Here is a 21,645-nt window from a genome sequence, read left to right as displayed (position 1 = left end):
AATTGGCAGCTATTCGCCGAGCCAGTCTTTTAAAACATCTTGCGTATCTGCACCCAATGCACGACCTGCCCAGCTAATTTGACCAGGTGTCTCGGTGAGGCGGGGGCAGACATTTGGTAGTGTTATAGAGCCAAGGCGGGGATCGTTTATTTCGACGAGATTTTCACGCGCTTTATATTGTGGGTCGTTGAAAATTTCCTCGATAGAATAAACTGGGCCGCAGGGTACTTCGGCGCCTTCACAGGCTTTCAGAATTTCATCGCGGGTTAAGCCTGTTGTCCAGTTCGTTACAAAAGCATCCACCTCAGCGCGTTTCGCTTCGCGCATTGCGATTGTCCCATAAATGCCGTCACCGGTGACGTCATTTCTATCCATTAAGTTGGCGAGGCGATTAAAAATTTTGTCATTCGTACACGCAATCGCCACCCACAATCTGTCTTTGGACGGGTAATGACTATGCGGTACAGCATTGACTGTTCCCGCGCCCATCCGTTCGCGTACAAAATCTTTGTAGGCATAAGCTGGCGCTAACTCGTCAAGAATTCTGAAAACACTTTCGTAAAGGCCGACGTCGACAATTTGTCCGCTTCCTGTTTTTTCGCGAGATTGCAGGGCGACAAGAACGCCTAATGCTGCATAAACACCCGACATGTAATCTGACAAGGTTGCAGTACCAGGCGAGGCGGGTGGGGCGTCCGGTTCGCCGCACAGGTATGATATACCACTAAATGCATTAGCAATACGTCCAAAGCCAGGTCGATTTCGATAAGGACCAGTCTGCCCATATGCGGTTATTCGCGCAATAATCAGGCCAGGGTTTATTTCTTGCAGGACATCAGCGCCAAGCCCCCATTTTTCAAGGGTGCCGACTTGAAAATTTTCACACAAAACATCTGCTTCAGCGGCAAGTTTTTTAAGTGTATCCGCCCCTTCAGGAGAACGTAAATCTAACTCAATCGATCTTTTGTTTCTGCCTTCGCTCATCCAGACCAGCGTATCCCCGCATTCGGTAGGGGTTCCGAATTTTCTTACCGGATCGCCTGAGCCAGGGAGTTCAACTTTGACAACGTCTGCGCCAAATTCTGCCAGAAATGTCGCGCAATAAGGGCCAGCTATAAAAGTTGCCAAATCCAGGACTTTTAAGCCGTTGAGCGCGCCGGGGGCCGGGCGGATATTTTCATCTGTTTGAGCTTGCGTCATTATATTCTCCAATTGTCCAGACTATATGCTGGACTGTTTTCTATAACTGAACTATGTTAAAAATTCAAACGTAAAGGTGATGCTATGCTCATGACATCTGAAGAATACAGAGAATCTCTCCGCCGCTTATCTCCAAAAGTCTATTTAGGTGGTAAACTGGTGGAGTCAGTAGCCGATGAACCTGGCTTTGCACCGGGTGTGAATGCCACTGGAATCACCTATGATTTCGCTCTTGTCGATGATTATAAAGATATGATGACAGCAAAAGGCGTCAATGGCGAAACGACGAACCGTCTCCTAGCGATTAATCGCAGTCGGCAGGATTTGCTTGAAAAACTCGAAGCTGTTCGCCTGACCTGCCAATTTGCCGGTTGTGCCCAGCGTTATTTGACACATGATGCGTTTAACGCGCTTTATGAAGCAACATGGCGGATTAGCGAGCGTACGGGTGGCGAAAACCATGATCGTCTGCTGGCTTATATCCAACATGTCCAGGAAAATGATCTTTCTGTCGGTGTGGCGATGACAGACGGTAAAGGTGATAGGTCAAAACGCCCGTCCCAACAAGAAGTTCGTGACGCCTATGTTCACGTCACCGAGCGACGTAAAGACGGCATTGTGATTTCAGGCGTGAAAGCCATCATTACCGGCGCGCCTTATATGCATGAGTTTTTGGTCATGCCCTGCCGCCGGATGCAGGAAGACGATAAGGATTTTACTTTAGCATGCGCCGTTCCAGTCGATGCGGAAGGCATTACAATTGTAGCGCGTCCAGCTGGTCGCCCTGAAAATCCTGCAGCCAAAATGAGTGCCAAATTTGCTCAAGCAGTCGGTGTTGCGCATTTTGATAATGTATTCGTGCCTTACGATAAAGTGTTTATTGATGGCGAAACTGAAGAAGCGCATATTATGACAACGCATTACGCCACGCATCACCGCCATAGCTGTATTGGTGCACGGGCAGGTTTTGGTGATTTGCTGATTGGGGCAGGTGCCATGATGTCTGAAGCCAATGGGCTTGATGTCGAGAAAAAAGGCCATATGCGCGAAAAAATGGTCGATTTAATTAAAATTACAGAGGGTTTTTATGCCTGCGGTATCGCCGCCTCTACGATGGGTGTTCATGATGAAGCGGGTAATTTCCGCCCCGACCAAATTTATGCCAACATTGGCAAGCTTTTACTAGCAAACCAAATTTATGACATGCATCGTCTGGCGCATGATCTTTCCGGTGGTTTGGTTGTAGCCCTCCCTGGCCCAGATGAAGACCACAACCCCACAACAGCAGCAGTCCTGCAAGATGTATTACGCGGCAACCCTGATGTAACCTATGAGCATAGAGCAAATGTAGCGCGCTTTATTGAGGATTTAACAGCATCAGAAACTGGCGGTTGGTATTCGGTTATCAGTCTCCATGGCGGCGGGTCTCCAGAAGCTATGAAACTTGAAATTTTACGAAACTATGATGTTCAGGCAAGACGCGACCTTGTTCAGGCGTTATTTGATCGCAATGCACTTGAGCTTGGAAAGGGCATGAAGATTGACCGTCAGCCAGGACGCTGTTGTGCAAAAGGCTGTCATGGTGATGACTTGGTTTCTGATAATGCCGATAATAAGGCTGCAGAGTAGAGTGCTTTAAAAAAGCACTGAATAAGATAAGGATGAGTCTCCTTTGGAGAGTATTTTCTGGGTCCTCGCCACTTTCACGGCGGCTTTTGGACAAGCATTAAGATCCGTTATTCAGAAACGTTACCGGCAGGAACTAGGCCTCTATGGCAGTGCCTATGTGCGTTTCCTTTTCGGCTTTCCCGCATCGCTTCTTCTGTTGATATTAATCTTCCAGGATTATGATGTTCGAGCCCTTCACTTGCCTGTCGAATTTTATGTTTGGTTAGTTCCTGCGGCGATTGTTCAAATTCTTTTTACGATTATTCTCGGCAAAGCCTTTGAACAAAGAAATTTTGCCACCTCGATTGCTCTGTCCAAAACCGATGCTATTCAGGCCGCCCTCTTTGAACTCATTTTATTGTCGCTTGTACCAGATATTAAGGTCGTTATTGCTATTTCAATCAGTTTTCTGGGCGTCTACATTATATCTCTAAGCAGAAATAAAGAGAGCGCTGAATCTGATTGGCGACAAAAGGCAAATTCTGTTGCCCTTGGTCTGCTTGCCGGTCTTGCGCTAGGTGGGTGTTCGGTTTTCTTCCGTATCGCGATGGATTACTTACCCTTCTTAGATGTACTTCATCGGGCTGTGCTCACATCTTTTCTGGCTGTAGCAATACAGACGCTGATTATGGGAGCCGCTCTGTTGATTTGGCGTAAAGGTGAATTTTTTGCTTGTCTAGCCAGTTGGCGTGTCTCATTTTTTGCTGGAACTGTGGCAGCTATAACCACCTTTATGTGGTTTGTGGCTTTTAGCCTGATTGGTGTCGCGCCAGTGCGAATGCTGGGTCAGGTAGAGATTATTTTCAGCATGGCTTTTGGTTTCTGGTTTTTCAAAGAACAAATTGGAAAAACAGAAATACTAGGAATTGCCTTTATTATCACTTCTGTTTGGATTTTATTAAGCTAAATTTTTTACTAAATTTAAATAAATAAAATTTCATATTAGTATGTACTAATGTATTCGCTCGGCCAAATTAATTTAACAAAAAACAAGATTTGATCACTTGTTGGTATTTCGGTTTCTCAAACAGTGGTTAAAAGTGTTGTATTAAAACAACAATTTTTTTAAAGCTCTGAAATGAAAGTTATTTAGCATCTTATAAATTTAACCATTAAATATTTTATTATGTTAGAAAATCTTTTAATAATAACAACTTATAAGAATTTGACTGTATTCAATATCGAATTAGATATTTTATACAATAAACTTATGACTAATGGGCTGTACCATTTTAGTTTACATGCGTAAATTATCCGCTTAGGCTAAAATGATATAAAAATTGTATACTTTTTATCCTTAGGGGGATTCAAATGAAAAACTTCAAGACATTAATCTTGTCTGGTTGTGCTGCGGCTGTGGTAATGCCAGTTTTACCATTAAGTGCTCAAAGTATCGACGAAATCGTTGTTACTGCGCGGCGTCAAACAGAGAGCCTTCGTGATGTTCCTGCTTCAGTTAGCGTTTTAACAGCTGATGCTCTGGAAAAAACTGGTGCTCAAATCGCTGAAGATTTTGTTCAACTAACTCCTGGTGTTACCATTGTTACCGGTACTGCAGAAGTTGGGGACACTCAAATCAACATTCGTGGCATGAATGGTGCAAGGGATGCTGAAAGTTCTGTCGCATTAGTGGTTGATGGAATTTTGAAAACAAATACAGCTCAACTTAACCAAAACCACGGTACTATGAGCCAGGTTGAGATTCTTAAAGGACCTCAAGGCGCTATTTACGGACGCAATGCTGCTGCTGGTGCTGTTGTACTCTCCACTTTAAAGCCCAGTGATGAATATACTGGTAAGTTGAAAGTCGGTCTTGGAGAGCATGGCACTCAAACTGCTTCAGGTTACCTCTCAGGTCCTTTGGGAACTAACTCTGGTTTTGTGGTTTCATTTAACAGATCAGAAACTGATGGATTTTATACCAATAGGTTCCTAAACCAAGATGTCGTTGACAATGCCGAGCAATACGGAATTGATACCCGTTTGATGGTTGAGTTAGACTCAACTACTTGGGATTTAAAGGCACGATATGCAAAAGTTGATAGTGCTTCGATCAACTTCCGTGCAGCATTCCAGTTACCAGCGTTTGGTCCACTCTTTACTCAAGATGTAAATAGTATTGATTTTGAAGAAAATGGCGACGCTTATTACGGAAATATAATACCTACTAATGATCAGGAAACAGTTGAGATATCAGCTAAAGTTGATCATGAAATGGAAAATCATACCTTGACGGCTTGGATGCTTTACAATGAAGTTGAGCAGGATTTGATGGCCGATGGAACCTCAGCTGATTTTGCTCGGTATTCTTTAGCCGCAGTTTCTGGAACAGCTGCTGCTACTGAATCAGCCGCACAATGTGCAGCTACGACTGCTGCTAACGCTGCATTTGCACTAAATAGTCCTGGGTCACTTGCAATTGCTGCTCTCCCGTATGGACCTTACAGTCCAACAACATGTGATGGTTCACAATATCAGGTCAGAAATCAAAAAGATTTCAGTGTTGAGGCAAGACTGGCTAGTAACTCAGATGGCCCTCTGCAATGGCAAGCTGGAGTTTACTATCTTGATATAGATAGGGAAGTTGGTGTTAGCCTTGGCGCCGATCTCGGGCAGGGTGTGCTTTACAGCCTGTATAATGGCCCCACATCAGTTAACCCAACATCTCAGTTGTATCATGATGATTTTACCACTGAGGTTACGGCTATATTTGCATCCATTGATTACGAAGCATCAGAAAACCTAAATCTTGGATTTGCAATTAGATATGATGAAGAAGATCGAGAAGTAGATAATCTTGTGCCTCTAGTTGCTGACCCAATTACTGGGGGAGCTCTTAATCCAGGTCAGGATGTTGATGGTGATGGCGTTTTAACTGCAATACCTTCTGACAGTGAAACTTACGACGAACTGCAACCTAAAATTTCTATGAACTATGCAGTTAATGATGAAACAAATATCTATGCTAATGCAGGTATTGGTTTCAAGTCAGGTGGTTTCAATAACTCTGGTGCTGCACAGATTATATCGAATAATCTTGTAAACGGGCCTACTTTAGTTGATGCTGTTCCTGTGAATTCCGAGGTTACGATTGCTGATAATTATCGGAAAGAAACATCTACAGCATTTGAACTCGGTGTTAAAGGCACCACTGGAGACCTTACTTATGAGCTTGCTGGTTATTACACAGAAGTTGAAGATATGCAGTTCTTTGAGTTTTTCGTCGGTACATTTGGTCTATTGAGAGTTGTTAATAACATTGATGAAGTTGAAATTATGGGTGTAGAGGGTAGTTTAAAATATGACCTTAACGATGAGTTAGCTTTGTTTGGTTCAGTGAACTATCTCGATAGTGAAATTACCTCTAACTCAGCTCGTCCATCAACAGTTGGTAACAAGTCACCCTATACTTCCGAGTATACTATTAATATTGGCGCGGATTTTTCAAAAGAACTTAATAATGGTTCAGAGCTAACTGCCCGCTTTGATTATAGAATTACCGGACCTACAGTCTTCCATACTGTGCAGGGTGTTACAACATCGCAGTGGGCTAGCTTTGCTCCTAGTGATTTCTCAATCGCTGAACGTGATGAATACGGAGTAATGAACGCACGTATAGGTATCACAAACGGTAATCTTAAGGTCTCTGCTTATGCTAGAAACCTATTTGATGAGAAGTTTTTAGCTGAGGTAATTCCTGCTGCAGAATTTGCCGGTTCTTTCGTATCACCGGGCGCACGTCGTCTGGTCGGTGTTGAGGCCAGCCTGAGTTTCTAAGCCAGACTATCTACAAAATTAAACCCCCGTCGCGTTTTGCGGCGGGGGTTTTTTATTGAGAAACTGTTTGTTTATTTTGACATCTGATAAGTCATCCATCCGGCCATGCGTCCACCAATTTGCTGTCCGATAATTTCACCGGCAAAATGCGAAGTCTCTAGCAGAGCCTTTTCATCAATGCCTGTTTCAAAGCCCATTTGATGCGCCATGCTGACAAGATCTTCCGTAGCTAAGTTACCAGCTGCACCCGGTGCGAATGGACAACCACCAAGACCACCAATCGAGGCATCGAATTTTCTGATACCGCACTCAATGGCAGCGTATGCATTGGCAAGTCCCATTGCACGGGTATCATGAAAATGTGTTGCAAGAATTTCTTTATCGAATGAAGCAGTGAGGCGGTCAAATAAGCTTTTAACCTGTGCTGGGTTCGCAGCACCGATGGTGTCGGCAATGATAATTTCTTGAGCCCCAGCCTCCAGCAGGGTTTCTGTCATCTCCATCACACGGTCTTGAGATACTTGCCCCTCAAAAGGACACTCAAACGCCACCGAGACATAAGCTTGACCTTTTATACCGTCATCTTTTGCACGTCGCATAAGATCACAACTGAGCGCCAGTATGTCCTCATAGCCCATATTAATATTTTTTCGGTTCATGGTTTCAGTTGCAGACGGCACAACAGAAATAATTTTTGCACCGGAAACTCGGGCCATTTCGTAGCCTTTTAAATTAGGCACCAGCGCACTAAGAGCTGCTGGACTATCTTTAAGCTCGCTTACAATATCTCCCGCACCTGCCATGCGCGGCACAGCTTTTGGGCTTACAAAACTTGCAACCTCAACTCCAGGAACGCCTGCATCAAGAAGTTTTTCAATAAGCTTAACTCGTGTTTCAGGGGAAACATCAATAGTTTGATTTTGTAAACCATCACGTGGGCCGACATCGTTAACAAAAATAAAATTATCATCCATTTTGGGGTGCTCCGAATTTTGTTCAGTTGTTAATCTTTATTCAACCATTCTTTCAAGACTTCATCATTGTGCGCACCAAGTAAAGGTGGAGGTGAATAACTGTCTTCATTTGTTTCAGATAATTTTATTGGATTACCTGGAACTTGTGCACTTCCTTTTAATGGGTGTTTAAGGTCAACGACCATATTACGTGCTATAATTTGTGGGTCAGACATGGCTTGGGAAACATTATTTACCCTTGCACAGGGAATTCGGCTATCTTCAAGTTTTTCTAACCAGTATCCAGCTCTTTCATTTATCAAAACATTATTTATACGCTCTTCAATATATGCTTTTTCTTTTAATCTTGATGGAGCAAATTCAAATCTACTATCACGCAATTCTTCATCGTCCAGAAGGTCTAATAGTGGAGGCCAAAATTGGTCTCCGACACACGCAATTACAATCATGTCTGTTTTGGTTTTAAAGGTGTTGTAAGGCACATGCACAAAATGAGAATTGCCCAACGGTCCAGGAATATCACCTGACATGGAATGCATCGTTGCCATATAATTCATCATGCTAAGCTGGCAGTCTAACATTGAAATATCTACATGTTGGCCTCTGCCGGTAGTATGACGAGCATTAATAGCAGCAAGAATACCCATTACAGCGAACATGCCGCCTCCCAGGTCTCCAATAGGAATACCAGCACGAATTACATCCTCGGGATTATTACCTGTTATAGACATGCCACCGCCAAGTGCCTGGGCAATTTGATCAAACGCTGGACGTTTACATGCAGGGCCTGTCTCACCAAAACCGGTAACGGTACAGGTGATGATGCGTGGATTAACTTTCGACAGTGTTTCATAGTCAATTTTTAATTTCTTAGTGACACCTGCCGAAAAATTATTCATCACGACATCAGCAACTTTCACGAGCTCATAAAACTGGCTCAGACCTTCTTCACTTTTCAAATCCAGTGTGACACTGCGTTTATTTCTGTTTAGTGTAAAAAAATATGCACCCATGCCGTCAATCGAATTATTTGGGTCTTTTTCAAGCAGACGACGGGTGCCTTCGCCTGTTTTGGGGGGCTCAACTTTAACAGTGTCAGCTCCCAAGTCAGCAATAATCATTGCGCCATATGGCCCGGAGAGCATATGCGTTAAATCGAGCATTTTTATGCCTTCTAGTGGCTTTTTCATATATTTAAACCTAACTAAATTGTATACAATCTAATGGGTACTCTGACCGGCCGTCTTTGGCAAGAGAAAAAGAGGTAAATAACAGAAAAATCAGAAATCATTAAAATGTTCGGCATAACTATCAGCCGCAGCGAGAATATGCGCTTGCATGACGGATTGTGCCCATTTTCTATCGTTGGACCTTAGTGCCGTGACAATCATTTTATGGTCATGGCAGGATTGTTGTATACGCTCAAAATCAAACACCTTTGCCGTCCGGTGAACAAGAGGTGGCGGGGATAGCGCAAACATTAAATTTCGAAGGCGGTCATTGCGACATATTTCATAGAGCTTGTCATGAAAAGCACGGTTATTTTCCAAAAATAAAGGAAGAATGCTTTCGACATTTTCATTGTCAGCAATATGAGCGGAAATATTATTTTCTAGATCTGCAACGTTGTTTGTGAGAAAGGCGATATCCTCCTCCTGTACCTTATCGGAAGTGAGCTGGATAATATAGCCTTCTACAAGGGCGCGGGCTTCAAAAACTTCCCTGACCTCTTCCTTTGACCATTGACGAACCCACCCCCCCTGATTTTCTTTGAGCGTGATAAAACCTTCATAATTCAGTTTTTTCAATGCATCGCGGACGGGAGTACGGCTGACCTGACAAAGCTCAACCAGATCTTCCTCAACAATTTTTTCAGCCTCTTTTAGTTTACCGTTAAGAATGGCTTCACGAATGATTAAATATGCTTGATCTGCAGCTTTTGGCATAACGTCCCCTTTATTAGCGCAAAGCTCCCCTAAGGTGACATAAATTTTGGACATAAGCTTCAAAAAAAACCCCGTACCCAGAAGGATACGGGGTAAGATACGAAAATTAGATTTTTATCAGACTGCTTGCTTATTTATAAGATAAATAATGATACCAAGCGCAATCAAGCCAACCAGACCACCATCGCCAAGTTGCCCGATAATGCTCAGCATATTATTCACAATGTCACCGCCAACGAATGGAACGGAATTTCCAAAAATGACCTATAGGATTACACCAAGAGCGACAACCAAAAGGCCCAAATCAATAACTTCTTTCAAGAAAATTTTTACTTTAGATAACATTTGCCACAGTTGCTTATATTTTGATGAATGGTCTCAATTATCTTGATAGTACGACGGCGGCCTTTTCTGGCACCCTCGTCGGCTATGTTTCTGCCAAAGCAGACCAAGTTATTGCGTATTTTTTCGGGTCATCAAGTGGCTCGAGAGAAAAAACCCGTGCCATGGCTGATGCTTTGCTTAATGGCAACCACTCCCGATACGGTTAAATCCTTCATATTGTTGTAAAATTATCCCTCAGAATATGCTAGGAATTAATAAGAAACGAATCACTTAACGGTGAAACAAATACTGGCTTTATTGGTTTCTGAGCATTTCACGTTCACAAGCTAGGGGTGTGTTGTTGATTGAGCAGTTTATATGAGTAGGTCCGAGGCGTTTCTCAGTAGTGCCGTACAAGCGGCAAGTAAAATCCATTCAGTTCAGGATAACATTGTTGCGGTTAAAATCCATCCTGACTCTATCTCGGTTTTGCAACTTGACCCGGCTGTGGATGCTTCTTCTCCCGATGGCTGGTGCCTTGACCGGATTGTCACCTGGTCGCTTGGTCGAGATGTGGAGCACGCGCCACTTCAAGAAGATTTCGAGTATCTCGTCAATCAGACCAGACAAGTCCGCATTGAAGCGAATGTAACCGGTCTTGATGCAGGTATTTCGATTCCATTTTCCCAATTTGACACGCGGATACTTAATTTGCCTTTCATGTTGCCTGAAGAATTGGAAGATGAAGCACAAATTGAAGGTTTTTGGGGGGATAATGATCCCGAATTAAACGATCTTGAAGGTAGGATTGTGCGCTACCAAATATTAAGTGCTAATGAAAATGAAGACCGTACAACGGTGCTTTTTTCAAGCATTCCTGAAACCACAGTTAAGCGCTATACGGATTTGTTGATCGAAGCTGGGCTTATGCCTGTTTATATTGAGAATGAAGCTTTTTCGTTGGTTAATGGTATTTACACGAAATTATCATTTGATGATTTACAAAAACCCCAGCTCATCGTTCATTTATGTCCCGGTCATAATGCAGTTATTGGCTTTACAAAAAATAACATTGAAATTTTCCCGATTTCCGTCAGTGAATTCGATGATGCTTTGCTGTTAGAACTTGAGGAACTGGACGACATATCCGGCGAATTTTGGGATGAGGTTGGTATCAGGGTAGGTGAACACATCAATCAGGCGATTGCTTATCTCAATGAGGTGAAAAACTTTCCGACGATTAAATCCTTTTGGTTGGTTAGCGAGCATAAAAATATTGGTAATGTTGAAACGCTTCTGCGCGACAGGGTCGGTAATCTCCGGCTTAAGAAAATTGAGTTGCTTGACGATATTGAAGTACCTCCGGATCAAGCTAAATTCGTGGATTATTTTAATAACAGCAGCGTATTTACCTCGGCGCTAGGGCTTGCCACTCAAAGCATCAATATTGCGGGTTATGATGATAGCCTGCGTTATAAAAGATTACTGGATATTAATTTCCTGCCTAATAGCGGGAATATTCGAACTTTCCGACAATTTGCGGCTGTCAATAAATTACTCATGGCGGCGGTGTGTGTGGTTTTTCTTGTTTCTGCTCTCATGATGGGAATTACCAATATACCAGAGCTGGTCAATTCGTCATCCAAAGTTGCCGCTTATGAAGCGTTAGAGGGGGAGGCTCAGACAGAAGCAATCCGCTACAAAGGTCTTACCAAAAAACTTGAGAAGCTCAGGGATAATGAGAAAAAAGTCAGCGACTTCACTGAACCTAAGGGGTTTACAATTTTTATGTCCAGCCTTGCGACCATGTTACCGCAAGACGCTGAGTTGCAAAAATTAGACATTAAGAGCGATGGGTCTGTGACCTTGGAGGGATTGTCGCTGAGCAGTTCTGCTATCAGCACATTTGCTGCAGAATTGGTGAAAAGCGGCCTCGCGACACAAGCGCCGATAACACAGCAAAAAACCGGCGGTTATTATCGTTTCACCATTAACGCCATAATACGTCAGAAGGGTTAGCGGATGTCCTCGTCGCAACGCAAAGAATTTCGTGAAGAAACTGACGGCATGTCACATTTGTCTAGTGATGCTCAGTCATTGCTTGCTGATTTGGTGACCGACAAGGCAACACGGAAATATGTCACGCTCCCGATAGATGCTGAAGCAACCGGCGAGGCTCAAGAAGCTCAAAATGATCCTGATGCAGATGATCATCCCTCAGAGCAGACTGAACTTAATGCCATGGTATTCGATGCTTTTACTTCCGGTGAAATAGATGCACAGAATGACGAAAAAACATTCGAAGAGACTGGTGAAAGCGATAAAGCTGATGAAGGTGAAACATTAACGGATGAATTAGATATTCCGGATAGGGGCGGTGATCGGTTGATGCATCTTATGACAGATGTCGAAGCTGATTATGCGGATACGGCCTCTGCGCCAGGGGATTTATCGACATTGGTTAGCGATATGCAAGATGTATTGCCAGATTTTGCTACACCATCAGTAGAAGATGAGACTGATGAGGATGACTCTGCTGAGGATGGTGATAAATCTGTTTTGGTTTCACGTCTGGAGCAGGTGAAATCGCGTTTTGCTGCCGGTCTGAACAAAATTAAAGGCGGAAAGGCGAGCGGTATTTCGGATGCTGATGCGCCGGGTATTGTGAGGAAAATTTTTGAGGCTGAGACATCTTCGTCACCTATTCCGAAAACAGCGATACTTGCTTTTATCCTATTACTGGTAGCGGCGTTACCACCGATTTTGAATTTTACCTATATCCAGCCAACCATATCTGAAAATAACAGAAAAGCTGATGAAATTACAATTTTTGAGGGTCAGATTGCCAAAAATAACAAACGTTCCAGTGACTTGCTCTCCCAGATTAAATTACTCGAGAAAAGGTCTGAGAATATTGCCGGAACGCTGGTCGACCGTGAAAGATTTGATTTTTTACTGCAACGTTTCCTTGCTGCATTTGAGCGTTTCGGCGTTGAAATCATATCCATAACCAATGATGTTGATGCCGAAAATAAATTTATAGTTGGTAATAATCTGCCAGTTCTGGTCAATACAGTTACTGTCGAGTTAGAGAGTAGATTTGAGGTCTATCGTTCTATTCGGGAAATTTTTGTTAAAGAAGTGAAAAGTGTTGCCATCATTGAAGAGAATTTAACTGCCAAACCGGGATCAAATTTGTTAAAAGTCAGGTTGAAAATGGCAGTTGCATATAACGGAAAAGAGTAATGCGTCGGCTTTTGTATCCTATATCTGTTTTTATGTTGGTTGTGAGCGTTACGACGGGTGTGCAATATGCGCGCGCGCAAGAGGCTAAACAACCTGAATATGATGACCCGTTCGTGCGCGGTCTGAAACGGCTGGAAACATTTGAGGGTTTCCAACGCCGTGCAAACGGCCAGGTTCAGCCCACGAGTGTGACGGAAGATGGTGAAACAGGTATCCGGCAAACTGTTCTGCCGGGTTTCGGTCAGGCTTTTGATATTCCGCGCTATCGGCTGGACGGTATTTTAGTTTCAGAAGCTCCTGAACTGCCTGTCATTCATGTGAACACGGCGGGGTTACAAACCGCCAATGAAATTTTGTTCTTTGATCCCAACAGCAAACGATGGGTTTATCGCCCTGGCGATGATGAAACTCAGAAGGATATTCTCGCCAAGTTTCGTCTTCATAGGCTTGACCTTGCAGACATGAACGGTGTCTCGAAAGCTGAAAGTCTCGTCGGGCGTGACGAGTTGTATGTCTCACCGGTAGATAATGGCACCCTTATCCATAATATTTGTCCGGGGGATACGCTGTCCAAACTTTCGCGAACCTATAAAATTCCTGTCTCAGAACTGAAAAAAAGAAATAAAATTGCCCCTAATGGCTGGTTATATATCGGGCAGACCCTCTCCATTCGTGACCGCACCATTATGGAGGATATGAAAGTTAATGCAGTTTCCTTCGATGCAGCCAATAAGGGGCGTAATGAAAAACTTGGCAAGGCGCGCAAACCCTATGTACGGATTTTCCGTTTTGACAATCTTGAAGATGCCTTGCGCGAGACTCGAGAGTTTTACGCCGACTACCGACATTATCTCGACTCCGATATGGTCTTGCGTCAAGAAATCGATAAATCGGGTGGCGCATCGTATCACCTTGATATAGGACCCATGCAATCTCAAAACCATGCCGAGGCATATTGTGTTTTGCTTAAAAGTGATGGGTTGATGTGCGATGCCGTAAAAAGAGTGCCTGGCAAAGAACGCCAGAACACTTTTGATAGCACTGCGATTGTTCGCGTCTCGCCGATTGTTTTTTATGAAGGCGATGTGAATGAGAAAAATATTAAAATCGAAGAAACCAAGACGGTGACATATAATCTGTCTGAAGGGCAGGTGCTTGGAGCGTCCGAGGGAACAGTTGTGAAAATTACTCATAAGGAAATTATCGTAACGGATGCTCAAGATCATTTGCTGACCCTGCCGATTGATTATCTCCCTGAGGTAGATCAAGAAGAACTTGCGGCACGCGCACAGGCGCAACGTCAAGCACAAGCAGCAGCTGTTGCGGGAGCTGCTGGACAGATCGCTGCAGGTGTGGAAGTGCCGACGCTTGAAAACCCCGCGATTGTTGACCGACTTGTCGATAATGAGGCCAAACGCCGAAAGGGTAGCACCGAAGGTGTGCCGCGGTAAGTTGGGGGCATCATGATAGGCTATAGTAAAGAAGTTGCGGATCGTGTTTTGAGAATCTTACAGGCTGGCGGACAGCTTGATCAGGACGAATTGCGCGATGTAATGAACAAGCAAAACGGCAAGAGCCCAGAAGTTCTTTCAGGTCTCATTCATAACGGTTTTGATGAAGAGGTCATTCAGACCATTCTGTCACGCGCTTACGCATTAAGACGTAAATCTGTAACGCCAGAAACAATAGACAAGGAAATCCTCAAAAGCCTGCCGATTAAATTCATTAAAAAAGAGGGGATTCTCCCACTAGCAAAGGAAGGCCGGTTTTTGCGCGTGGGTGCTGTTGACCCAACAAAAGCGACTCTTGGCGGACAAATCAAAGCCCTGACGAATTTTAATGTTGAATTTTTTATCATCAAGCTAAGCGATTTCGAAGCATGTCTTGAAACAGAAGATATTAAAAACCTTCAAACCGAAACAGAATCTGCCAAAGATAAAAGGGGTGATAAGCCGGTTGTTGCTCCACGCCGCCGCACACCGCGCTGGAATGTGGAGGATGCCTCACTCGTTGCAGCTTTTTGCGATGATATGTTGCAAGCCTCCGTAGATTTGGATGTGAGTGATATTCATATTGAACCTTTTCGTGACACGGCGCGCATACGCTTTCGCATAAATGGCGTCCTTGAAATTATGGACTCCTATTCAAATTATCTGTTCCATAATTATTCCGCTGTTACCACGCGTCTCAAAATTCTAGCGGATTGCGATATTTCCGAGAAGCGTGTGCCGCAGGATGGTGCGATTACCTTTAAAACCAAAGACGGCGAAGATGTCGATACAAGGTTTAATGTTCTACCCAGCAAAAATGGTGAGCGAATTGTTATCCGTCTTCTGAAAGGAGATCCGGCTTTAAGTATTGATAAAATTGGTTTTACGGATGAGGATTTAACCAAACTTGTCGAAGCCATTTCAGCACCTCAAGGCATGGTGCTGGTCACAGGGCCAACAGGCTCTGGTAAAACGACAACACTCTATGCAGCGCTACAGCATATTAATCATCCTGGTAAAAACATTATGACGGCTGAGGATCCGGTCGAATATTATCTGGAAGGTCTTGGGCAAGTGCAGGCCAATGAAAAAATCGGTCTGACATTCGAGTCGATATTGCGGGCATTTTTGCGTCAGGATCCGGAAGTTATTCTGGTAGGTGAAATTAGGGATCAACAGACGGTTGAAATTGCTGTCAAAGCGGCCTTGACCGGTCACCTATTGCTTTCAACACTTCATACCAATGATGCCATTTCTGCCATTACGCGCCTAAGTAATATGGGTGTGCCAAGCTTTATGATTTCTGCAGCCTTGTCGCTTGTGGTCGCGCAAAGATTGGCACGTAAAAATTGTCAGTCTTGTCTTGTGCCTGATACGACGGTCACGGAAGAAGTTTTAGAAAATATCGGTTTTGATGCCGAGGAAATTGAAAATATCAATTTTCGTAAAGGCGGTGGATGTGGTGAATGTAATGGTACTGGATATAAAGGCCGTCAGGGTATTTATGAAGTGCTTCGTGTGACAGCCCCCGTTGAAGAGAAAATTCTTGCGAATGCCCAGGCACCTGAAATTCTTGAAGCTGCCAGATTAGACGGCTTTAAAACAATGCAAGAAATTGCAAAGGAATATATTCGCGACGGCATTCTCTCGGTTGAAGAATATACGCGTGTCTTGGTGGTTAATTAATGGCTGTTTTTGCATATGTAGGTGTCCAACGGGGCAAAAAGATTAAAGGTCAGATGGATGCGCCCACTGTCGGCAAAGCTCGCGCCGAATTACGCGCTCAACGTATCCGCATCAAAAAAATAAAAGAGAAAAAACCAAAGTCAAAATCCGGCCTGAATATGGATATTACTTGGGGGCCTTTTGGGGATATTCCCGCCAAGGAAATCATGCTGTTTTCCAAGAAACTCTCTACGATGATCCGCGCTGGTCTGCCGATATTGGACAGTCTCATCATGGTTGCTGACCAGACAAAAAACCCGAATATGAAAAGAACTATCGGGGAAATGATTGACGATCTCAATGACGGTAAATCTCTATCTCAGGTTTTTAAAAGGCAAAAAAGACATTTCGATAATGTCTATCTCAATATGATTGAGGCAGGTGAAATTTCCGGTCAGCTCGATAAGTTTGTCGATAAGCTCGTAGAGATTCTTGAAAAGCAGGCAAAAATTAAAGCCGGTATTAAATCTGCGATGTTTTATCCCGTTGTGCTCGTGACTGTGACGCTGGGTATAAGCTTTTTCATGCTGACAAATGTGGTCCCGACTTTCCAGCAAATGTATGACGGTATGGGGATGGATTTGCCTGGCCCGACCCAAATGATTGTTGATGCGAGTATCTGGGTGTCGAACACAGATAATATTATACGGGTGTTGTCGATTGCTTTCGGGGTGGTGTTTGCACATCGAATGCTGTCCAAATATGTTAAGCCCTATTTCACCTTGTGGTGCTTTATGCTTCTCAAATTGCCACTTTTTGGAGATATCATTATTAAATCTACCGTGGCGCGGGGGTCGCTCCTCATGGCAAATCTTTTTGCCGCCGGGGTTAGTGTCCTTGATACACTGGATGTTGCCAAATCTGTGACCAATAATATTTTGTTTATGAATGCTTTTGACAGGGTGCGTGAGCGAGTACTTAGCGGTGTTGAACTATCAATATTATTCGGTGAGGAGAAAGTTTTTCCGCTCGCCTTTTCCCAATTACTTGCTGTCGGCGAGCGCACGGGTAATATGGAAGAAATGCTAAGCTCTATCGCGCAATATTATGAAGAGGAATTTGATGCGATTGTGGAAGGGCTCTCCTCTATCATTGAACCGATTATGATTGTTTTTGTAGGCGCGATGATTGGTCTGATGGTGGTTGCACTTTATTTGCCGATTTTCTCTGCAGGGGACCTTGCTGGATAATAAAAGGTAATTTCAGCAGTTTTTTTTCCATATTAATTCAATGCAATTACGCCCATTTTTAAGCTGCCATATCACCTCATCGGTGAGGCTTTTAATAAAATGAACGCCCAACCCGCCCGGGCGAATATCATCTAACTCCCGTGACTTAATGCTGGAAATGTCGACCGGCGGCGCTGTGTCTTCAATACAAATACTCAACGTCTCATCAATCTCCAGGCTGATGAATATTTCTCCTTGCGTGTCCGGTGCAAACGCATGGCTTATGCAATTTTGTAAGGCCTCATCTGTTGCGAGTAGAATATCGTCAAGGCGGGAGGAAAAATCAGTATCAGCAATCATCTCTCGCAAGGTATGGCGGGTGGTGCGGAGGGACAAAACATCATTGGTAATGGTCATCGCTAATTGGGTCATTTCCCAATCCCCAGAATTGTCAAATCGTCAAAAATACGATCGGCTTTCTGCCTAATTTCCTGCATCACAAGATCAAGCTGTTTAGGTAAGCCAATGGATTGGTGCGCGGCAATCATGCCTGCAAGATTTTTCGTGCCGATTGCGGTGCCGTTAATTTCGGTTTCGGTCAATCCGTCTGAATAGGCAAAAAATCTGGCATTCGTAAGATCAATCTGGCTCTGTGCGATGTCTTCCGAAGCTGTTTCCATAATACCCATTGGGTGAAGGTGTGGTTTAATATAATCAACACCTTCTGGTCCGGCGACGAGTCCCGGCTCGTGCCCTGCATTACAGACAAGAAGTTGATTTGTATCTGGGTTATAGGTGCCTATAATTGCGGTGACAAACATGCCATTATCAGACGTTTCAATCAGTTCACGGTTGATGCTGGCAACCAATTCTGCAGGTGTTGGCGAACTTCTGGACAGACTTCTAAAAAGGCTGTGGGTTTTGGACATAACCAGGGCTGCATTCATGCCTTTACCCGAGACATCCCCCATGCAGAAATAAACATGGCCGTTGCGTTCTACAAAATCGAACAAATCGCCCGAAACGCCCTGCATAGGTACATTGAGACCGCAGGCATATCTATGGTTTTCTCGCGGAAACAAACCCGTCTGCACCACAGCTGCAAGTTTTAAATCTCGCTTTATTCTATTGGCTTCTACAATGCTGGCGGTCATCTCCGAATTTGCCAATGCTAGTGCCGAGGAGCGCGCCAGAAGCGTTACGAGGCGCGCATCTTCCTCAGTAAACAGGCCATCGCCGGAAGATTTATTGATAATTTGTAGCGCTCCGAATTGCTTGCCGTTCCCTGAGACAGGCGCGCAGATCATTGAGCGGGTAAAAAAGCCAGTCTCGTCATCGACGTCTGAATTAAAGTTTGGGTCTTTTGTGCAATCAGCAATAAATCTGGTGTCATCTCTAGCGACAACATCACCGATAATCCCTGCACCTACGGGTAAGGACAGGCCGATAATATCCACCGGCCCAAGACAATTTTCACATGTAAAATTTTCAGCTTTTTCATCCAGCATGAAAAAACTGGCGGCCTCGGCATCCAGGGATTCCCGTACATAAATCAAACCTTGTTGCATAGCCGTTGAAACACTTTTAGGTGTTCCCCCACCTTCGGCAAAGGCTTCCATCATGCGGTAAATAATTTCTAGTTGTGGTAATTCGGTCATTAAACAGACCTGTCTAGAACGTACCGGGCTTGAAAAGACCCTTATTTTCAGCGTTCTCGGTATCTGTAGCCGCATCGCTTTCGGTATTTTCTTGTATGGGGTCTTGAGAGAGTTCCGAGTTTTGTGCAGCGCCTATAGAGGCTGTATCTTCACCTCCCAAATCTGCCAGCTCTTGAGCGATTAAATCGTCATCATTTTGATAGATATTCTCAACAATTTTCTTGTCGTTAGCCCCAGTATCAGAGAAAACATCCACATCGACCAGATCCGCAGGCCCGGTTTGTTCATCAATAGTGAATAGCTTTTCGAGATGCGCTAATTCGATGACCCGCATCAACTCATCACTGGCCTTACTAATTGAAAAATCTATGTTTTTTTGCTTACAACTCTGCATGGCAATGACCAGAATTGAGATACCAGAACTATCGATATAATTGACTTGGCGTCCGTCAATTTCAAACCTGGAGACATCTTCAAGGTTTTCCGAAAGTTCATTTTTGACATCTGGGGTTATTTCGAGGTCAATATCACCGGAAAGGGTGAGAACAAGTTGATCGCTACTTTTAGTGAATTTAAATGGCATTTTTAAAACCTTTTCATGACGACGCAACATCACCAATACTTTGAAAAATAATATAATATTGAATATATGATATTTGCAAATTTTATAATAATATTGTTTAATTCGCCTGCCAGAGGTTTTGTCACGGCTTACATAAATGGTATATCGTGATAAGTAATTTAAGAGTTAAGGAGTACTCATATGGAAATTCTTAAAAAAGACGAAAAAGGCTTCAGTCTTATTGAATTGCTCGTAGTGATTGCCATTATCGGTGTTCTTGCTGCGGTCGGTTTGACAAACTATCAGGGCTTTATTGATAGTGCTAAGAAGGATACGACAGAGGCCAGTGCAGAAGATATTCACAGAACATTATCTGCTTACGCCTATAAAGAAAGCTACGAAGTCAGTGCATGTAATTCTGTCACGGATGATGCGACAATGCTAACATGCCTACAAGGTTTGTATGCATCAGGTGGGCCTTTCGAAAATAAAGACAACCCATACAATCAAAATAATACAGCCATTTCTGCAATTAATGTTGCAACACCTCACGGTGTTTTCCACGATCCCGATACGGCAGATAGTAATCAGGACTGCACGGCATCAGGTAACGCTGCAGGTGTAAATGGTCAGGTTGTTATTGCAAATGACGTATCAGCTTCAGGTAGCTCATATGATCTGTCCGTCTATTACTGCTCAGAAATGACAGTAAGTGGTTCTGGCACAGGCGCTCACTGGACGAAAACAAAGAATACAATTCAGTGGGACTAATCTCCTGAACCGAATAAGATTAAGGGCGGCACTGAGCCGCCCTTTTTTTTGATTTTTTGTGGTTCCCAGAAAATTTATTCCGGTAAATCATCAATCAAATTCTGCTTGTGCAGTTCCTCGATATATTTATCCATGGTTATCATGCCAAATTGCGCCCCCGTTTGCATGGAGGTGTTAATCTGTACAATCTTGTTTTCTCTGATTAGATTCCGGACAGCAGGTACGCAAACCATTACTTCAAAAGCTCCGATACGCCCCCCGCCTTTCCTTTTCAATAATTGTTGGGTCATGACGAGTTGCAGAGACTGCGAAAGTTGTGAACGCGCTTGAGCTTGTTCCTCGGCGGGAAAAACATCGATGATACGGTTTATTGTTTCCGGCGCGCCGGATGTATGCAGGGTGCCAAAGACCAAGTGGCCAGTCTCTGCGGCTGTCAAAGCCATAGAGACGGTTTCATAATCACGTAATTCGCCAAGAAGAATAATGTCCGGGTCTTGACGCAGAGCGCCTTTAAGGGCAGATGCGAAACTTTTGGTGTCCCGCCCGACTTCGCGTTGAGAAATAATGCTCTTAATCGGTGTATGTACAAATTCAACCGGATCTTCAATGGTGATTATATTCTCAGCGCGTTCGCGGTTGATTTTGTTAATCATCGCCGCCAATGAGGTTGATTTACCCGAGCCGGTTTGACCCGTTACCAGCACGAGGCCGGATTTTTCTGTCAGAATCTTATGAACAGCAGGCGGCAGGCCAAGCTGGTCGATATTCGGGACTTCGGTGACAATTGTTCTAAGCACCATAGCCCAGCCATGCATGGTTCGATAACCATTGGCACGGAACCTTTGTTCTCCAACCATGATGGCAAAATCGACATCATTTTTTTCGCAAAATTCCTTATACCCTTTCTCACCTAACTCATGCCGGAAAACCTGATCGAGCATATCCTGTTCAATAATATGTTCAGGATAAGTTATGATGTCGCCACTCGCTCGCACAGCAAGCGGCTCACCTGCGCGTAAATGAAAATCTGAAATGCGGCTTTCTTTTGTGAGTTGGTCGAGTAGACCATAGATTGGATTTTCCATTATTTAAGCAACACCTCTACTATAAACCTTGCGTGAACAAGATGACCGCA

General features: G+C 43.8%; 18 protein-coding genes. 10 read left to right on the top strand and 8 right to left on the bottom strand.

Annotated features, from left to right (window positions below; genetic code table 11):
* Nucleotides 1-9: 9 nt before the first annotated feature.
* Nucleotides 10-1,200 carry a CaiB/BaiF CoA transferase family protein gene (locus RS24_RS06450; RefSeq protein ID WP_021777391.1) on the bottom strand — a complete coding sequence of 397 codons (1,191 nt, stop codon included), beginning with the start codon at nt 1,198-1,200 and terminating at the stop codon, nt 10-12.
* 84 nt (nt 1,201-1,284) lie between these two features.
* Here RS24_RS06450 and RS24_RS06445 point away from each other — a divergent pair, with 84 nt between their 5' ends.
* The 3 genes from RS24_RS06445 to RS24_RS06435 all read left to right on the top strand — a co-directional run bounded on the left by RS24_RS06445 (nt 1,285) and on the right by RS24_RS06435 (nt 6,645).
* Nucleotides 1,285-2,829, top strand: coding sequence for a 4-hydroxyphenylacetate 3-hydroxylase family protein (locus RS24_RS06445; RefSeq protein ID WP_021777390.1), 1,545 nt, complete (start codon nt 1,285-1,287; stop codon nt 2,827-2,829).
* 43 nt (nt 2,830-2,872) lie between these two features.
* Complete coding sequence (locus RS24_RS06440; protein ID WP_021777389.1) at nt 2,873-3,775, top strand: EamA family transporter; 903 nt, start codon at nt 2,873-2,875, stop codon at nt 3,773-3,775.
* Between the two features lie 404 nt (nt 3,776-4,179).
* Nucleotides 4,180-6,645, top strand: coding sequence for a TonB-dependent receptor (locus tag RS24_RS06435; RefSeq protein ID WP_021777388.1), 2,466 nt, complete (start codon nt 4,180-4,182; stop codon nt 6,643-6,645).
* Between the two features lie 71 nt (nt 6,646-6,716).
* On the opposite strand, the gene RS24_RS06430 is transcribed toward RS24_RS06435, so the two are convergent.
* The 3 genes from RS24_RS06430 to RS24_RS06420 form a co-directional block, all read right to left on the bottom strand.
* Nucleotides 6,717-7,619 (bottom strand): hydroxymethylglutaryl-CoA lyase, encoded by a 903-nt coding sequence (locus tag RS24_RS06430; RefSeq protein WP_021777387.1) that lies wholly within the window; start codon nt 7,617-7,619, stop codon nt 6,717-6,719.
* 29 nt (nt 7,620-7,648) lie between these two features.
* A complete protein-coding gene (locus RS24_RS06425) occupies nt 7,649-8,809 on the bottom strand; it encodes a CaiB/BaiF CoA transferase family protein (RefSeq protein WP_021777386.1) in 1,161 nt (386 codons plus the stop codon).
* Nucleotides 8,810-8,899: 90 nt separating this feature from the next.
* A complete protein-coding gene (locus RS24_RS06420; RefSeq protein ID WP_192814060.1) occupies nt 8,900-9,565 on the bottom strand; it encodes a GntR family transcriptional regulator in 666 nt (221 codons plus the stop codon).
* A gap of 368 nt (nt 9,566-9,933) precedes the next feature.
* On the opposite strand from RS24_RS06420, the gene RS24_RS06415 reads away from it, so the two are divergent.
* The 6 genes from RS24_RS06415 to RS24_RS06390 all read left to right on the top strand — a co-directional run bounded on the left by RS24_RS06415 (nt 9,934) and on the right by RS24_RS06390 (nt 17,540).
* A complete protein-coding gene (locus RS24_RS06415; RefSeq protein WP_021777384.1) occupies nt 9,934-10,116 on the top strand; it encodes a hypothetical protein in 183 nt (60 codons plus the stop codon).
* 151 nt (nt 10,117-10,267) lie between these two features.
* Nucleotides 10,268-11,908, top strand: coding sequence for a PilN domain-containing protein (locus RS24_RS06410; protein ID WP_021777383.1), 1,641 nt, complete (start codon nt 10,268-10,270; stop codon nt 11,906-11,908).
* 3 nt (nt 11,909-11,911) lie between these two features.
* Entirely contained in the window at nt 11,912-13,135 is a 1,224-nt protein-coding gene (locus RS24_RS06405; protein WP_021777382.1) for a hypothetical protein, read from the top strand.
* Nucleotides 13,135-14,586: a LysM peptidoglycan-binding domain-containing protein gene (locus tag RS24_RS06400; protein WP_021777381.1), complete on the top strand. Its 1,452-nt coding sequence runs from the start codon at nt 13,135-13,137 to the stop codon at nt 14,584-14,586. Before RS24_RS06405 ends, RS24_RS06400 begins: the two co-directional genes overlap by 1 nt.
* 12 nt (nt 14,587-14,598) lie before the next feature.
* On the top strand, nt 14,599-16,311 hold the full coding sequence (locus RS24_RS06395; protein WP_021777380.1) for a GspE/PulE family protein: 1,713 nt from the start codon (nt 14,599-14,601) through the stop codon (nt 16,309-16,311).
* On the top strand, nt 16,311-17,540 hold the full coding sequence (locus RS24_RS06390) for a type II secretion system F family protein (RefSeq protein WP_021777379.1): 1,230 nt from the start codon (nt 16,311-16,313) through the stop codon (nt 17,538-17,540). Before RS24_RS06395 ends, RS24_RS06390 begins: the two co-directional genes overlap by 1 nt.
* A gap of 12 nt (nt 17,541-17,552) precedes the next feature.
* Here the strand turns inward: RS24_RS06390 and RS24_RS06385 are convergent, their stop codons facing one another.
* Genes RS24_RS06385 through RS24_RS09780 form a run of 3 tightly spaced genes read right to left on the bottom strand, consistent with a single transcriptional unit; the run spans nt 17,553 to nt 19,760 of the window.
* On the bottom strand, nt 17,553-17,951 hold the full coding sequence (locus RS24_RS06385; protein WP_021777378.1) for an ATP-binding protein: 399 nt from the start codon (nt 17,949-17,951) through the stop codon (nt 17,553-17,555).
* Complete coding sequence (locus RS24_RS06380) at nt 17,948-19,177, bottom strand: GAF domain-containing SpoIIE family protein phosphatase (RefSeq protein ID WP_021777377.1); 1,230 nt, start codon at nt 19,175-19,177, stop codon at nt 17,948-17,950. Before RS24_RS06380 ends, RS24_RS06385 begins: the two co-directional genes overlap by 4 nt.
* A 13-nt stretch (nt 19,178-19,190) precedes the next feature.
* Entirely contained in the window at nt 19,191-19,760 is a 570-nt protein-coding gene (locus tag RS24_RS09780; protein ID WP_157833793.1) for an STAS domain-containing protein, read from the bottom strand.
* 180 nt (nt 19,761-19,940) lie between these two features.
* Between RS24_RS09780 and RS24_RS10105 the strand changes: the two genes are divergently transcribed.
* Nucleotides 19,941-20,510, top strand: a complete 570-nt coding sequence (locus RS24_RS10105; RefSeq protein ID WP_021777375.1) for a type II secretion system protein — start codon at nt 19,941-19,943, stop codon at nt 20,508-20,510.
* Nucleotides 20,511-20,584: 74 nt separating this feature from the next.
* Here RS24_RS10105 and RS24_RS06365 read toward each other — a convergent pair whose 3' ends face one another.
* Nucleotides 20,585-21,595, bottom strand: a complete 1,011-nt coding sequence (locus RS24_RS06365; protein ID WP_021777374.1) for a type IV pilus twitching motility protein PilT — start codon at nt 21,593-21,595, stop codon at nt 20,585-20,587.
* Between the last annotated feature and the right edge of the window lie 50 nt (nt 21,596-21,645).

The organism is Candidatus Micropelagos thuwalensis, assembly GCF_000469155.1.
In the GTDB taxonomy this organism is placed as follows: domain Bacteria; phylum Pseudomonadota; class Alphaproteobacteria; order RS24; family RS24; genus Micropelagius; species Micropelagius thuwalensis.
Note: the sequence above shows the minus strand (reverse complement) of the source record. Positions and strands in the feature narration are given on the sequence as shown.

Bases quoted from the DNA above. Each gene is read 5' to 3' on its own strand.
- RS24_RS06450 (WP_021777391.1), bottom strand. From the start codon at position 1,200: ATGACGCAAGCTCAAACAGATGAAAATATCCGCCCGGCCCCCGGCGCG.
- RS24_RS06445 (WP_021777390.1), top strand. From the start codon at position 1,285: ATGCTCATGACATCTGAAGAATACAGAGAATCTCTCCGCCGCTTATCT.
- RS24_RS06435 (WP_021777388.1), top strand. From the start codon at position 4,180: ATGAAAAACTTCAAGACATTAATCTTGTCTGGTTGTGCTGCGGCTGTG.
- RS24_RS06430 (WP_021777387.1), bottom strand. From the start codon at position 7,619: ATGGATGATAATTTTATTTTTGTTAACGATGTCGGCCCACGTGATGGT.
- RS24_RS06425 (WP_021777386.1), bottom strand. From the start codon at position 8,809: ATGAAAAAGCCACTAGAAGGCATAAAAATGCTCGATTTAACGCATATG.
- RS24_RS06420 (WP_192814060.1), bottom strand. From the start codon at position 9,565: ATGCCAAAAGCTGCAGATCAAGCATATTTAATCATTCGTGAAGCCATT.
- RS24_RS06415 (WP_021777384.1), top strand. From the start codon at position 9,934: ATGAATGGTCTCAATTATCTTGATAGTACGACGGCGGCCTTTTCTGGC.
- RS24_RS06410 (WP_021777383.1), top strand. From the start codon at position 10,268: ATGAGTAGGTCCGAGGCGTTTCTCAGTAGTGCCGTACAAGCGGCAAGT.
- RS24_RS06405 (WP_021777382.1), top strand. From the start codon at position 11,912: ATGTCCTCGTCGCAACGCAAAGAATTTCGTGAAGAAACTGACGGCATG.
- RS24_RS06400 (WP_021777381.1), top strand. From the start codon at position 13,135: ATGCGTCGGCTTTTGTATCCTATATCTGTTTTTATGTTGGTTGTGAGC.
- RS24_RS06395 (WP_021777380.1), top strand. From the start codon at position 14,599: ATGATAGGCTATAGTAAAGAAGTTGCGGATCGTGTTTTGAGAATCTTA.
- RS24_RS06390 (WP_021777379.1), top strand. From the start codon at position 16,311: ATGGCTGTTTTTGCATATGTAGGTGTCCAACGGGGCAAAAAGATTAAA.
- RS24_RS06385 (WP_021777378.1), bottom strand. From the start codon at position 17,951: ATGACCCAATTAGCGATGACCATTACCAATGATGTTTTGTCCCTCCGC.
- RS24_RS06380 (WP_021777377.1), bottom strand. From the start codon at position 19,177: ATGACCGAATTACCACAACTAGAAATTATTTACCGCATGATGGAAGCC.
- RS24_RS09780 (WP_157833793.1), bottom strand. From the start codon at position 19,760: ATGCCATTTAAATTCACTAAAAGTAGCGATCAACTTGTTCTCACCCTT.
- RS24_RS10105 (WP_021777375.1), top strand. From the start codon at position 19,941: ATGGAAATTCTTAAAAAAGACGAAAAAGGCTTCAGTCTTATTGAATTG.
- RS24_RS06365 (WP_021777374.1), bottom strand. From the start codon at position 21,595: ATGGAAAATCCAATCTATGGTCTACTCGACCAACTCACAAAAGAAAGC.